The 13886-nt window shown below is 35.5% G+C and carries 13 protein-coding genes; 7 read left to right on the top strand and 6 right to left on the bottom strand.

Features of this window, described 5'->3' with window-relative positions; genetic code table 11:
* Window positions 1-795 precede the first annotated feature (795 nt).
* A complete protein-coding gene (locus ORL93_RS24390; RefSeq protein WP_003195107.1) occupies window positions 796-1083 on the top strand; it encodes an ArsR/SmtB family transcription factor in 288 nt (95 codons plus the stop codon).
* Window positions 1084-1261: 178 nt separating this feature from the next.
* A complete protein-coding gene (locus tag ORL93_RS24395; protein WP_003195106.1) occupies window positions 1262-1441 on the top strand; it encodes an acid-soluble spore protein H in 180 nt (59 codons plus the stop codon).
* A gap of 29 nt (window positions 1442-1470) precedes the next feature.
* Here ORL93_RS24395 and ORL93_RS24400 read toward each other — a convergent pair whose 3' ends face one another.
* Entirely contained in the window at window positions 1471-2862 is a 1392-nt protein-coding gene (locus tag ORL93_RS24400; RefSeq protein ID WP_265959634.1) for a peptide MFS transporter, read from the bottom strand.
* A gap of 380 nt (window positions 2863-3242) precedes the next feature.
* Entirely contained in the window at window positions 3243-4208 is a 966-nt protein-coding gene (locus tag ORL93_RS24405; protein WP_003195102.1) for an ABC transporter substrate-binding protein, read from the bottom strand.
* A gap of 195 nt (window positions 4209-4403) precedes the next feature.
* On the opposite strand from ORL93_RS24405, the gene ORL93_RS24410 reads away from it, so the two are divergent.
* Genes ORL93_RS24410 through ORL93_RS24420 form a run of 3 tightly spaced genes read left to right on the top strand, consistent with a single transcriptional unit; the run spans window position 4404 to window position 7344 of the window.
* Entirely contained in the window at window positions 4404-5408 is a 1005-nt protein-coding gene (locus ORL93_RS24410) for a FecCD family ABC transporter permease (RefSeq protein WP_097795442.1), read from the top strand.
* Complete coding sequence (locus tag ORL93_RS24415; RefSeq protein ID WP_097795443.1) at window positions 5405-6463, top strand: FecCD family ABC transporter permease; 1059 nt, start codon at window positions 5405-5407, stop codon at window positions 6461-6463. The genes ORL93_RS24410 and ORL93_RS24415 overlap by 4 nt, the downstream gene beginning before the upstream one ends.
* A gap of 53 nt (window positions 6464-6516) precedes the next feature.
* A complete protein-coding gene (locus tag ORL93_RS24420) occupies window positions 6517-7344 on the top strand; it encodes an ABC transporter ATP-binding protein (RefSeq protein WP_097795444.1) in 828 nt (275 codons plus the stop codon).
* 27 nt (window positions 7345-7371) lie between these two features.
* Here ORL93_RS24420 and ORL93_RS24425 read toward each other — a convergent pair whose 3' ends face one another.
* Entirely contained in the window at window positions 7372-8103 is a 732-nt protein-coding gene (locus ORL93_RS24425; protein WP_098641346.1) for a class I SAM-dependent DNA methyltransferase, read from the bottom strand.
* A gap of 214 nt (window positions 8104-8317) precedes the next feature.
* Between ORL93_RS24425 and ORL93_RS24430 the strand changes: the two genes are divergently transcribed.
* Together ORL93_RS24430 and ORL93_RS24435 are read left to right on the top strand one after the other, a co-directional pair.
* Window positions 8318-9508, top strand: coding sequence for a glycine C-acetyltransferase (locus ORL93_RS24430; RefSeq protein ID WP_016113089.1), 1191 nt, complete (start codon window positions 8318-8320; stop codon window positions 9506-9508).
* Between the two features lie 35 nt (window positions 9509-9543).
* On the top strand, window positions 9544-10518 hold the full coding sequence (locus tag ORL93_RS24435) for an L-threonine 3-dehydrogenase (RefSeq protein ID WP_265959635.1): 975 nt from the start codon (window positions 9544-9546) through the stop codon (window positions 10516-10518).
* 86 nt (window positions 10519-10604) lie between these two features.
* Here the strand turns inward: ORL93_RS24435 and ORL93_RS24440 are convergent, their stop codons facing one another.
* The 3 genes from ORL93_RS24440 to ORL93_RS24450 all read right to left on the bottom strand — a co-directional run bounded on the left by ORL93_RS24440 (window position 10605) and on the right by ORL93_RS24450 (window position 13818).
* On the bottom strand, window positions 10605-10883 hold the full coding sequence (locus ORL93_RS24440) for a hypothetical protein (RefSeq protein WP_097795447.1): 279 nt from the start codon (window positions 10881-10883) through the stop codon (window positions 10605-10607).
* A gap of 154 nt (window positions 10884-11037) precedes the next feature.
* Window positions 11038-12921, bottom strand: a complete 1884-nt coding sequence (locus ORL93_RS24445; RefSeq protein WP_265959636.1) for a vWA domain-containing protein — start codon at window positions 12919-12921, stop codon at window positions 11038-11040.
* A gap of 3 nt (window positions 12922-12924) precedes the next feature.
* The gene (locus ORL93_RS24450) at window positions 12925-13818 is read right to left on the bottom strand and encodes an ATP-binding protein (protein WP_018765567.1); all 894 of its coding nucleotides are present in this window, start codon (window positions 13816-13818) and stop codon (window positions 12925-12927) included.
* Between the last annotated feature and the right edge of the window lie 68 nt (window positions 13819-13886).

The raw sequence follows: 13886 nt of genomic DNA on the forward strand, positions 1-13886 counted from the left end.
CTCTTCAACACTATTGTCAACGTAAAAAAGTATAATTATTCCATGATAGTGTTAACTGTAAAAATTCCGTTACATTTTGTTCATAAACTAGACAAAAAGAGGAATCGTGTATATTAAAGTACACGATTCCTAATTTATCCCGCATTAACGGGTAGTAAGATCCACACTTCAAGATTTAGAGGGAAATGAGGAAGATAGGTGGGGATGAAGAAAACCCCACTGATGGACTCTCCATATACTCAACCATATTTTCAGATGTCATTGGTCCTACATGTTTAAAATGAATAATTCTTTTGTCATCAAGAATAAAGGAGGAAGTTTTGGATAATTGTATAGTCAAGTGCAATATTAATTAAGACTATTATTAACCGCTTTTTAATTGTGGATCCTCCTCTTTACCAAAAATTTAACTATTTTCATCGTAACAAAGCAATTTTTATAGGTCGAATAACTAAAAAGATTACATTCACATATCATTTAAGAACAATATTTTACAATATTATTACGGTAAATATTGTGAGTGAAAAAATATAACAAAAAGGTTGAGAAAACAGCATTTAGAAGCAAAGTATTCCGATCTGTATTTTTTGCTTTTTCACTAAGCCGTGTAGTATAATATTCAAAATCAGCAGGGGTTTCTGCCCTTAATTGTATGTTGATAAAAGGAGGAAATAATTTTTTTATTTTAGGTTGATAAAGTTGTGTCGTAACAGGAAATATAAAAACAAATATATAAAAATAAATAAAGAGAAAATAAAAATGAAAAAATAAAAATGAAAAAATGAGGGGAACTTTATGAATCAAAATCAATTTGATTGTCGTATTTCAGAAGAGGATGTACAAATGCTACGAGCGTTAGCTCACCCGCTCCGTCTTCGCCTTGTAATGGAGCTTATGGGGCGTGGAACTTGTAACGTAACACAATTGCAGGAAGTATTAGAAATTCCGCAATCTACTGTTTCACAGCATTTAACGAAATTAAAGCAGAATAAAGTTGTTCGTTTTGAAAGACGCGGCTTAGAAGTATATTATCAAGTGCATAATGAGAAAGTAAGTGAAGTTGTAAAGACATTATTTTCATAAAATTGAATATTATAGAAAAAAGACGTGCGGAAATGCACGTCTTTTTTCTATAAAAATAGGCGTGAAAACCCCACTTTAAGATCTGAAGGAGATAAGTGACAGGAGTTTTCACGGAATATATTTCAAAGAGAAATGAGAAGATAAATAAGAGTGTAATAAGTAAAAGGAGGAATGAAGGATGGATGTAAAGCGCGTAAAACAAATTTTATCATCTTCGAGTAGAATCGATGTAACTTATCATGGTGTACCGGTTTGGATTGAAAGTTGTGATGAGGGACGTGGGGTTGCAAATGTACATGATGTGAAAGCACCAAATGAAACAGTACAAGTAGATGTTACAGCGCTAGAAGAGCAATAAAAAAAGCGGAGAATTTTCTCCGCTTTTTTTTATTCCATCATATGTGCAATTTTTTTAGAGAACATAAGAAGTACTAACCCAAGTACGATTACGATAATACCGATGCTTGCGAATACTTCTAGATATCCTAAAGATTGTGTGAAGGCAGCTAGTGCGCCAGCTAGATAGTTCGCCATACCAGAACCAGCTAACCATACTCCCATTAATAGGGATGCTAATTTTACAGGAGCAATTGCACTTACCATTGATAGACCGATTGGTGATAAGAATAGTTCACCAATTGTATGGAACAGGTATGTGAATACGATGAATAATAAGTTTGCTTTAGTAGCAATATGTGCTTCATCGCTTCCAGTTTTCAGAACAGCTAATGTTAAAACAAGGTAGCCAATGCCTAGTAAAATCATACCAAGTGCCATTTTTGTTGGAACTTTTAAGTCACCATTTTTTGTTTTAGATAGTTTCATCCATAACATAGATACGAATGGTGCTAATAGTACGATAAATGCTGGGTTAACAGATTGGAACCAAGATGTTGGAACTTCCCATCCGAAAATTGTACGATCAACAAATGTGTTTGTATATAGTGTTAAAGAGCTACCAGCTTGTTCAAAACCTGCCCAGAAGAAAACTACGAAGCAAGTTAAAATGATGATTGCCCAAGTACGGTTCTTTTCTTGTTTTGTTAAAGGTTTTTTCTCAATTACTTTTGCGTTTTTGTCTTGTGACTTTTTACCTACAACTGTTGTTCCTGCATTACCAAGGTAACGAGGAGCTAATAGGTTAAAGAAAATCTGTCCAACAATCATACCGATACAAGCTGCAAGGAACCCGTATTTATAACCCATAACCATAACGCCATTAGCGCTTGTTTTAAAGAAATCTTCTGCAAGGAATCCGCAAATTAGTGGTGCAAAGAAAGCCCCTACGTTGATACCCATGTAAAAAATTGTAAAAGCACTGTCACGGCGTGAATCATTTTCACCGTATAGTTCACCTAAAAGTGTAGAAATATTTGGTTTGAAGAATCCATTACCGATGACTAATAATCCTAGTCCTAAAAAGAGACCGGTTTTTGTATTCATTGAAAATAGTACAAAGTTACCAATTGCCATAATAATACCACCAAGGGTAATTGCATGACGTCTTGTAATAAAGTGGTCAGTTAACCACCCACCTGCAATTGGTGTGAAATATACTAATGCTGTAAAAATTCCGTATAATTGTACTGCAAAAGCCTTGTCGAATCCAAGACCGCCGCTTACAACAGTTGTTGTTAAATAAAGAACTAAAAGGCCACGCATTCCGTAGTAACTAAATCTTTCCCACATTTCTGTTAAGAACAACAAATATAATCCAGGTGGATGTTTTTTTGGTGATTGTTGTTCTTCAGCTTTTTTTAATTTTAAAGCTGCATCCATTTTGCTTCCCCCTAATCCTGTATAACGGATATTTATGTAATCATTTTAATTTACAAAATATTTAGAAGTCAATAGAATTATATGGAAATAGAAAGAAAATTTCTTAAACAATCTATTGAATCTCTATCCGTTATCGTATTTTTCCCTGAAAACGAGATAATAAGCGTTTTCAAATGTAGTATTTGAATTCTAAAAGAAAATAAAATAAAGATTAATCAGAAAATTTAGATTAAAACAATTCTTCTGATATAGAGAAAATATATTTTATTTGTTATTATAATATAACATATTGAGAATAAAAATACAAAATGAAATAATGTGACACTTTTATGAAATAAAAAACAGTTCCCCTTTTTGGGGAACTGTTTTGAATAAAGAGTTTATTTTACAAATCGTTTTTCAATGTCATCTAGCATTAAGTTCGCAGCCATTACACCGCCAGCTGTATTCCAAATCACATCGTCAACTTTGTATACTTTACCGTTTTTGGAAGCATTTAAGTTTTTGAATAGAGGATCGTTGATATATTCTTTTTCTAATTCAGAACCTTTTTTCTCATTACCTTTATCATATGTGAAGTAGAAGATGATATCGCCATCCATTGCAGGAATGCGCTCTTTAGATACATTGCGTTCTGCAAAGTCATTTTTGTTTTGATCACCAGGACGTTTGAAGCCAAGCTCTTTTAAAATAACACCAGAGAATGTATCGCCATGATAAATACGAACATCACCAGGCATAAAGCGTACCATAGAAATTTCTTGATTTACTTTATCCCCAAGTTTGCCTTTTAAGTCTTTTATACGTTTGTCGTAATCAGCTAATACCTTTTGACCTTCTTTATCTTTATTTACTGCTTTTGCATAAAGTTTAAAGTTATCTTTCCATTCACCGCGTAGTGTTTCTGAGAAAACAGTAGGAGCAATGCCTTTTAATTGCTCGTATATCTTTTCGTGACGCAGTTTGTTACCAATGATTAAGTCGGGTTTTAAAGAAGCAATTGCTTCTACATTGGGTTGAAGCTCGGTACCGACAGTTTTTACATTTTTTAGTTTATCCTTCGTATGTGGATACCATGGGTTACCGGTAGGTGATTCAGCCGCACCGACTGGTGTTACACCAAGGGTAAGTAAAGCTTCTGTTCCTTCATTTGTTAAAACAACGACACGCTTTGGATTAGCAGGAACTTCTGTTTTACCCATTGCATGTTCTACAGTAATCATTTCTTTCTTTTCTTCTTTTTTAGGCTCAGCCTTGTTATCAGATTTCCCACATGCCCCTAAAAGAAGTGAAAATGATAGTACGAATGCAAATAACGCAAACGATTTTTGTTTGACGAAATTCATTATGTATCCCCCTACATATTGAGAATAGTTTTCATTATCAAAATCGATATTACGATTTTATAAATATATTGTCAATAGTAATAATTTACAATCATTATCACTGCAACTGAAAATAATTATTACTATCATTGACAATGCGAATTAAGTTACAATACACTAACAACGTATCATTATACATTGAAGGAGAAACGCTGCATGTTATTAAAAACAAATCAAGCAAAATGGGTTGGATTATTTGTTGGAATCATTGCAGTTATTGCTTGTATTTGGGGGAGTATTATTTTGGGATATACAAATACAAGTGGGAAATTAGCATTGGATGCTTTTTTTCATTTTAATGGTTCGAATGAACATATTATTATTCAAAACGTACGTCTTCCACGTGCGCTTATCGCAGCTAGTGTTGGTGCTAGTTTAGCCATCGCTGGTTGTTTTATGCAAACTTTAACTAAGAATCCACTTGCTGCTCCAGATTTTATTGGATTAAACTCAGGTGCTGCCTTTTTTATTGTTGTAGCCATTGTTGTTTTTTCGATAACATCTTTGTCAGCGTTTACGTGGATCGCCTTTTTAGGTGCAGCAGTTGCTGCAGCACTTGTATTTGCTTCTAGTTCTTTAGGAAAAGAAGGGACAACTCCTCTTAAGTTAACGTTGGCAGGGGTAGCGATAAGTGCCCTATTCTCTTCTTTGACACAGGGACTGCTTGTATTAAATGAAAAAGCGTTAGAAGAAGTGTTGTTTTGGCTTGCTGGTTCCGTACAAGGTAGAAAGTTAGAAGTATTACAATCCGTATTTCCATATTTATTAGTTGGTTGGATTGCCTCTCTCCTGATGGCAGGGAAAGTGAATACGCTAATGATGGGAGAAGATGTAGCAAAAGGATTAGGACAACGAACTGTGATGATGAAGGCATTTGTACTACTTATTATTGTTTTATTATCAGGTGGATCTGTTGCTGTTGCAGGACCAATTGGATTTGTTGGAATTATTACCCCTCATTTCGCAAGAGCTCTTGTTGGTGTAGATCATCGCTGGAGAGTTCCGTATAGTGGTTTGCTAGGTGCCATTCTACTATTATTTGCAGATATTGCTGCGAGATATGTGATTATGCCACAAGAAGTTCCAGTAGGAGTTATGACAGCATTTATTGGTGCACCATTCTTTATTTATATTGCACGTAAGAGAGGGCTTAGCAAATGAAGAAGTATATTCCGTTTCGTATAGGAAAAGACGGCCTCTCGTTTTTAATGTATAAACGAGCTTGTCTCGTCTTATTCAGTTTATTAGTCATTTTAACTGGTTTGTTTTTTGCAAGTGCGGGTATGGGGGAGATGAAAGTAGCTCCATATGATGTATGGCAAGCAATCATTGGAAACGGTGATGCAATGTCAAATATGGTTGTCAATAAATTTCGTATGCCACGTATTCTAATTGCAATTCTTGTAGGAATAGCTCTTGCTGTAGCAGGTTGTATTTTACAAGGACTCGTTCGAAATCCGCTTGCTTCGCCTGATATTATTGGAATTACAGGTGGTGCAAGTGTAGCGGTTGTATTATTTCTTGCTTTATTTAGTGATAAGAACAATGCATTAACAGTAAGCATTCATTATATGCCGCTAGCAGCATTTATTGGTGCAACTATCGTCGCATTTTTTGTATATTTATTCGCATGGAGAAATGATGGATTATCAGCAGTTAGTCTTATTTTAATAGGTGTCGGATTTTGGGCACTGACAAAGGCAGCGACAACATTATTTATGCTGTTAGCGCCAATCTATCAAGCGAGCCAAGCAAATGTATGGATTACCGGTACTGTTTACGGATCTTCTTGGCAAAACGTAGGGGTATTAGCACCTTGGGTTCTTATCTTAACAGTGGTTGCATTTATATCGGCGAGACATTTAAATGCACAAGAACTTGGTGATGATATTGCTGCCGGACTTGGGATTCGTTTAACAAAATCACGTTTTTTCCTGCTACTCCTAAGTACGGCGTTAATTGGGGGAGCGGTTGCTTTTGCAGGTGGAATCGGATTTGTTGGTTTAATGGCGCCGCATATTTCAAGAAGGTTAGTTGGTTCTTTATATGGTGCATTACTTCCAGTAGCAGCTATTGTCGGTGCGATTTTAGTACTTGCTGCCGATTTAATTGGGCGCACAGTCTTTGCTCCGCTTGAAGTTCCAGCAGGTGTATTTACATCAGCAATCGGTGCTCCGTATTTTATTTATTTACTTTATAAAAGTCGAAATTCATAAAGGAAAAAAATACATAGATGATTTTCTGTCTATAAAAAACGGAGTAAAGGAAGATGAACATGCAAAAAGCACTAGAGACTAAATCGTTAACATTGTCTTACGGTGAAACAACTATAATTAATGAGTTAAATCTAGAGATTCCAAAAGGAAAAATTACGATTTTTATCGGTTCTAACGGCTGCGGAAAATCAACTTTATTACGTTCGCTTGCTCGTTTATTAAAACCGACATCGGGTGATATTTTATTAGAAGATAATGCAATTCAAAATATGCAAACGAAGCAAATTGCGCGTCAAATGTCAATTTTACCACAAGGACCTCAAGCTCCAGAAGGACTTACTGTACTGCAACTTGTGAAACAAGGACGTTACCCATATCAAACATGGCTGAAGCAATGGTCAGAAAAAGATGAGGAAATGGTACAAAGAGCGCTTGCTGCAACAGGTATGACGGAATTTGTTGAACGTGATGTTCATGCTCTTTCAGGTGGACAACGTCAGCGCGCTTGGATTGCTATGACGCTTGCACAAGATACAGATATTATTCTGTTAGATGAGCCGACAACATACTTAGACATGACACATCAAATTGAAGTGCTAGATTTATTATTTGAATTAAATGAAACAGAGCAAAGAACAATCGTTATGGTACTACATGATTTAAACTTAGCGTGCCGCTATGCAGACAACATTGTAGCCATTCAAGATAAACAAATTTATGCGCAAGGTAAACCAGAAGAAATTATTGATTGTAAATTAGTTCGTGATGTATTTCGGATGGATTGTCAAATCATAACCGATCCGTTATTTGGAACGCCGCTTTGTATTCCGCAGGGAAGAGGAAGATGTTTACTTCCACAAGCAGCGCAGGTAGTGAAATGAAAAAAGCGATGAAATTTCATCGCTTTTTTATTTTTTACAAGAAAACAAGAGAAAAAGAGGAATACGCAATCGGCGTGTATATTCTTCTTCGCTTTGAAAATGGTTTCGTTTTGGTATTGCTTCTCGTAAATCTGTAATTGTAAATCCAGCTTGTTGTAAGAGTGTAAAATATTGTTCGATGGTGCGGTGATATTTAATGACATCCTGTTCAATCCATGGTTCAATACGCTCTCCAGTTTTGAAATAATTGTCGATAAGCCAACTTGTTCTCTTACCACTAGTTTGTAAACTCTCCAATGAAGAAGTAATAACAGGATGTTGAACGCTAAAAGTGAAGATGCCGTCGTTTTTTAAAGTTTGATAAACATTTTGAAAAATAATATCGAGATGTTCAATATAGTGCAGAGCGAGTCTAGATGTAACAAGGTCAAAAGTAGAAGAGGGATATGTATAGTCTTTGAGGTTTATAAAATGGACGATTCCATTTTTATTTTCTAGTTGTTTTATAGCTTCTGTATACATAAGGTGAGAGCCTTCAATACCGGTATAGGATAAACAACCTTTTTGTAATAACTCTACACCGAACTGGGCATCACCACATCCTAGATCAAGAATTGTCTTTTCTTTCACATCACCAATGAGCTGCAATAAGGCCGGTTTTTCGATTGTATCATTTGGATTATCATTTCGATATCTACGCTTCATGTACTGTTCAAAAAAAGAATCGTTATTATATACTTCAGATTCTGTAAATGCCATTTTCTCAGCTCCTGAAAACATTTTTTTCATTCTATCAAACAATTGAAGTAAATCATAGATTTCTTGTATTTAATCCTATATAATTAAAAGTTGTAAGCGTTTTCTTTAAGCTATTTTTCTATAATAAATTTCGAAAACGTGTTAAGCTAGTAGAGGGATTATTAGCATTATTAAGATAATAATCCGCTTACATGAACGATAGGGAGGCTTCACGATGTCTAGTAAAACACTCGCAAACTTTTTAGAAGAAAATTTAGAGGATTTAAAAGCAAAGGGGCTTTATAACGTAATTGATCCGCTAGAAAGTCCAAATGGACCAATCATTACAATTGGCGGGAAAGAATATATTAACTTATCTTCAAATAACTATCTTGGTTTAGCAACAGACAATCGTCTGCAAGAAGCAGCAATTGGTGCAATTCATAAATATGGTGTTGGTGCAGGGGCGGTACGTACAATTAATGGTACTCTTGATTTGCATATCAAATTAGAAGAAACAATTGCAAAGTTTAAACATACAGAAGCAGCGATTGCATATCAATCAGGATTTAACTGTAATATGGCAGCGATTTCAGCTGTTATGGATAAAAATGATGCGATTCTTTCTGATGAATTAAACCACGCGTCTATTATTGACGGTAGCCGCTTATCGAAAGCAAAAATTATCGTTTATAAACATTCTGATATGGAAGATTTACGCAAAAAAGCAATCGAAGCGAAAGAATCCGGTCTTTATAATAAATTAATGGTTATTACAGATGGCGTTTTCTCAATGGATGGTGATGTTGCGAAACTACCAGAAATCGTTGAGATTGCAGAAGAGTTAGATTTAATGACATATGTAGATGATGCACATGGTTCAGGGGTACTTGGACAAGGTGCAGGGACTGTAAAACATTTTGGCCTTTCTGATAAAGTAGATTTCCAAATTGGTACATTATCAAAAGCAATTGGGGTAATTGGAGGATATGTAGCAGGGAAGCAAAACTTAATTGATTGGTTAAAAGTTCGTTCACGTCCATTCTTGTTCTCAACAGCTTTAACACCAGCGGATGCGGCGGCTTGTATGAGGTCTATTGAAATTTTAATGGAAAGTACAGAACTACATGACCGTTTATGGGAAAATGGCCGTTATTTAAAACAAGGTTTAAAAGAGTTAGGCTTTAACATTGGAGAAAGTGAAACACCAATTACACCTTGTATTATTGGCGATGAAGTATTAACACAAGAGTTTAGTAAACGTTTAAATGAAGAAGGCGTATACGCAAAATCAATTGTGTTCCCAACTGTAGCAAAAGGAACAGGTCGTGTTCGTAACATGCCAACAGCGGCTCATACGAAAGAGATGCTTGATGAAGCAATTCGTAAGTATGAAAAAGTGGGAAAAGAAATGGGAATCATTTAACACAATTACATCTTTTGAAAGCTTGCAAATGAGGAGTGGGGAAAATGAAAAAAATTCTAGTAACCGGTTCTTTAGGGCAAATTGGTTCTGAACTTGTAATGAAACTTCGCGATGTATACGGTGCATCAAACGTTATTGCGACAGATATTCGTGAAACAGATAGTGATGTTGTAAAATCTGGTCCATTTGAAACATTAGATGTAACTGATGGTCAGAAACTACATGATATTGCGAAACGGAATGAAGTGGATACAATTATTCATTTAGCAGCTTTACTTTCAGCAACTGCAGAAAAAAGGCCGTTATTTGCGTGGAATTTAAATATGGGTGGGCTCGTAAATGCATTAGAAGCAGCACGTGAGTTAAACTGTAAATTTTTCACGCCAAGTTCAATCGGTGCGTTTGGTCCAACAACGCCAAAAGATAATACACCGCAAGATACAATCCAGCGTCCTACTACAATGTATGGGGTAAACAAAGTAGCAGGAGAATTGTTATGTGATTACTATTATCAAAAATTTGATGTTGATACGCGCGGCGTACGTTTCCCAGGTTTAATTTCTTATGTGGCTCCTCCAGGAGGCGGTACGACGGACTATGCAGTTGAAATTTATTATGAAGCAATTAAAAAAGGTGCTTACACCTCTTACATTGCGGAAGGCACATACATGGATATGATGTATATGCCAGATGCACTGCAAGCAATTGTTTCATTAATGGAAGCAGATCCAAGTAAGTTGATACATCGTAACGCTTTTAATATTACCGCAATGAGCTTCGAGCCAGAACAAATTGCAGCAGCAATTCGCAAGCATATTCCGACGTTTACAATGGATTATGCTGTGGATCCAGCTCGTCAAACCATTGCTAACAGCTGGCCAAACTCAATTGATGCAACAGCAGCGAAAGAAGAGTGGGGCTTTAAAGCGGAGTATGATTTAGATAAAATGACAGCTGATATGCTTGCTAAATTAAAAAAAAAATTAGCAACTGAGTTAGTATTTAGCTAATGAAAAAAGAGCCGATTCAATTTTTTGAATCGGCTCTTTTTGTCAGCATACCTAAACGTAGTCTAGGGAAGAAATAAGTTTTTTCGTTATATAGACTTTACCTTATTTGTATCTAGACTTCCTGGTTTGGTGCTAGATTCAGGGTATTGTTGTTCCGTTTCTTCATATTGTTTCTCATATTCGTAGCTAAATGCTTTATGCGCTTTTTGATCTTTCTCCCAAGGAGTCGATTTTCCTAACTTTCTGTTAGTGGAAGAACCGTAAGGGCCCTCAGGAAACTCTTCGGGAATGACATATTGATGTCTTGCTTCAGCAGCTGTAAGATCCGTATATTGTTCATCCTTTTTTGTGGACAAATGAAACATCCTTTCAAATATATTTGATAGTAGACTTCTTCTTTAATATACCCAAAAAGATTTCTATGAATTTTTCATTTCCTTTTATCAGCGCTTTTTTGAATATATCGACCGTTAGATAAATTTCAACTAAAAAACAGGAGCTAAAATCAGCTCCTGTTTCCTATTCAATCGTCTTTAGTAATAATTTTTTCAATAACGGTTTAATCTTTAAGCGTAAATCTTCAGCATGATTCGCCACTAAGAAGTGATGGTTATAAATATTTTTCATTAATTGATATGTTGCTTCTTTTGCTTCGCCTTCTTCGATGAAAATCCCGATGGCTTCCATACCGCTTTTACGAGCAAGTTTAACCGCTTCGTGTGTATCTAAAATACCGTCTTGCTGATAGTCTAATGCAGATGGTTCACCGTCTGTAAAGACGAGCAGGAATTTGTGTTTCTCTTGCCTTTTTGCAAGCTTTTCAGAAACGATGCGGATAATGTAACCATCCCGATTGTCTTCCTCTTCACGAAGCTGCATAATTTCTGGACCAACGTTTGGTAACGTTGAATTTTTGTATGTTACAACTTCATGAATTACGTTTGGCTTATCTTCTGGTGTTGCACTAGAAGCATCTTCCCAAAAACCACTAATCGCATGAGGGATTTTTAACGATTTTAATGCTTCATGGAACAGAACAACACTCTTCTTTGTTTCTTCCATTTTATTATACATAGAGCCAGAGCAGTCCACTAATAACTGAAAGGCAACATCAAGCTCTTGTGATTCTTGTCCTTTTTTATAAAACATACGTGGTTGCTTTTCTGTATAAATACGTAGAAATTTTTTACGAAGTCTTCCGTAGTATTTATCGCTATTCGCGTTTGTTTTGTTTTCAATCGTTTTTTCAATAATTTTCTTTAATTCTTTTACGTCTTTATTAATGACTGACTTGATGGCTTGATAGTCTTTCTTATCGTCAGGGGTTGGTTTACGAGCTTCTTTAAATGTATGTGACGCACCAACGTTATATTTACCGTATATGCCCTCATTTTGACTAGAAGCATGGGAAGCTCTCGCATCTTCAGTATCAGCGCCATCAAAATTCGACTGTGTACTTTTTTGCGAAGTACCTTGTACTGAACCGAGTGCCTGATCACCATCTTCAGACTCACGAGCCGTATCGCCCATCATATTTGTTTTCGTACCACTTTCTAATTCAAAACGTAAGAAGTTTTCATTTTCATTATTTTTATTTTCACGATGCCATGTAGAGAAGCTTTCATTAATTTTGCTCTTATTATCGTCATCATCTACGATTTGGACATCATCATTTGCTAAATCTTCTACGCGCCCATCTTTTTCTTCTGCAATAACAGATAAATAGAGTGGCGCATGCCCAAAGTAGTTATTAATCATATCATTTTCAAGAAAACCTTCTAAGCGATAACGGATTTTTTCAACAATATACATTGTATCTTCCGTATTACGAGCCTGAAATGCTTCATGTAAAATAGCTTCAACTTGCTCAAAATATTCGTTGTTAAACATTTCATATTTATCGCTTGTTAGTGAAAGATAGCATAGACAAAATAGACGATCTCCATGATAGTTACGAACACGATTTATTTCATTTTGTGAGCCAAAATAATTTCGGTACATTTCCTTGCGTCGTCTAAAGATATGTTTCGTTCCAGGACGTAGGCTTTTTACAATTTCTTCAACTCGTAAATCTTCTAACAGAACAAATAATTGTGTTAAAAACTTTTTAAGAGGAGACTCTTGTAATTCGATCGCATAAGAGCGAATTAACTTCATGTCTGAGTAATGTTTATTGCCAAGTGCTTTTAAAAACACTTCGCTTTTTAATCCGATTACTGTATCTTCTTCTTTGCGATCATCCCAAAAGTGACTGATGACAACCTTTTTTTCAACTTCGTCGTAATAAGCTTTATAGCCATACTCTAAGTAAGCATCATCTTCTTTTAGAAGAGCATACATTAAATTTTCCATTTGAAGAAACAGCGACGCATCAATTTTTTTGTCACTAAAAATTTGTCTCATGAATTATCCCTCAAAGAAATAGCTTTCGGCTAATTCACGGACAGTCATTTGTTCTGTTTCATCATTTAATTTCGCGATGATGCTTCGCTCAATTGCACGCATAACAGGGATATATACGCCTAAATCACATGCATCGATAATACCACGAATACTTGCTGCTTCTTCACTTACACGTCCATCACGAGCAAGTGGCATGAGGTCACTTGCGAATGCCACAAACTTTTCAATTGTTGCAATGTCTTTCAATTTTGATTCGGATAATAATAGTTGTTTTAATGTATCGCCTTGAATATAAGGAACTTCAATGATAACAAAACGGTTTTTTAATGCTTCATTTAATTCACTTGTTCCAACATAACCTTCGTTGATTGCAGCAATTACACGATATTCTTCATCACCATATACAACTTGCTGTGTAAATGGATTTGTAATCATTTTACGGTAATCCAATGCACCGTGAAGAAGTGGAAGTGTTTCAGGTTTTGCCATATTAATTTCATCGATATATAGGAAATGCCCATTTTTCATTGCTTTCATAAGAGGACCGTCAACGAAGGAAACTTCAGATGCCCCGTCTTTTGTTTTTAATGTATTGTATCCTAAAATACCTTCCACATCTAAATCAACCGAACAGTTAATACTGTGCATTGGTTTTTGGAATAAGGAAGATAGAGTTTCTGCAAGGACTGTTTTTCCGCTTCCGGTTGGTCCCTTCAGTAGAATATTTTTACCAAGCAGAAGTGCTGTAATTGCATCCTCAATAATGCTATTATCCGATGCTTTGTACATTTTTGTACCGATTAAATGTCCATTTTCACCAGCTGCTTGTTTGTTTTTTTCGTGAATTGTTGCCAGTTGCTGCTTTAAATCAGCATGTATATGAAATTGTTCTAACATGTATTTCCCACCTAACATTATTTTCATAAAGTAAACAATACATCTTATGATAACTTGTTTTAATATGG

Source organism: Bacillus sp. DHT2 (assembly GCF_026241455.1).
In the GTDB taxonomy this organism is placed as follows: Bacteria; Bacillota; Bacilli; order Bacillales; family Bacillaceae_G; genus Bacillus_A; species Bacillus_A pseudomycoides.

Excerpts from the sequence above, each read along its gene's own strand:
- ORL93_RS24395 (WP_003195106.1), top strand. The coding sequence starts at position 1,262 with ATGGATGTAAAGCGCGTAAAACAAATTTTATCATCTTCGAGTAGAATC.
- ORL93_RS24430 (WP_016113089.1), top strand. The coding sequence starts at position 8,318 with ATGTCTAGTAAAACACTCGCAAACTTTTTAGAAGAAAATTTAGAGGAT.
- ORL93_RS24400 (WP_265959634.1), bottom strand. The coding sequence starts at position 2,862 with ATGGATGCAGCTTTAAAATTAAAAAAAGCTGAAGAACAACAATCACCA.
- ORL93_RS24420 (WP_097795444.1), top strand. The coding sequence starts at position 6,517 with ATGAACATGCAAAAAGCACTAGAGACTAAATCGTTAACATTGTCTTAC.
- ORL93_RS24450 (WP_018765567.1), bottom strand. The coding sequence starts at position 13,818 with ATGTTAGAACAATTTCATATACATGCTGATTTAAAGCAGCAACTGGCA.
- ORL93_RS24410 (WP_097795442.1), top strand. The coding sequence starts at position 4,404 with ATGTTATTAAAAACAAATCAAGCAAAATGGGTTGGATTATTTGTTGGA.
- ORL93_RS24415 (WP_097795443.1), top strand. The coding sequence starts at position 5,405 with ATGAAGAAGTATATTCCGTTTCGTATAGGAAAAGACGGCCTCTCGTTT.
- ORL93_RS24445 (WP_265959636.1), bottom strand. The coding sequence starts at position 12,921 with ATGAGACAAATTTTTAGTGACAAAAAAATTGATGCGTCGCTGTTTCTT.
- ORL93_RS24405 (WP_003195102.1), bottom strand. The coding sequence starts at position 4,208 with ATGAATTTCGTCAAACAAAAATCGTTTGCGTTATTTGCATTCGTACTA.
- ORL93_RS24425 (WP_098641346.1), bottom strand. The coding sequence starts at position 8,103 with ATGGCATTTACAGAATCTGAAGTATATAATAACGATTCTTTTTTTGAA.
- ORL93_RS24390 (WP_003195107.1), top strand. The coding sequence starts at position 796 with ATGAATCAAAATCAATTTGATTGTCGTATTTCAGAAGAGGATGTACAA.
- ORL93_RS24440 (WP_097795447.1), bottom strand. The coding sequence starts at position 10,883 with ATGTTTCATTTGTCCACAAAAAAGGATGAACAATATACGGATCTTACA.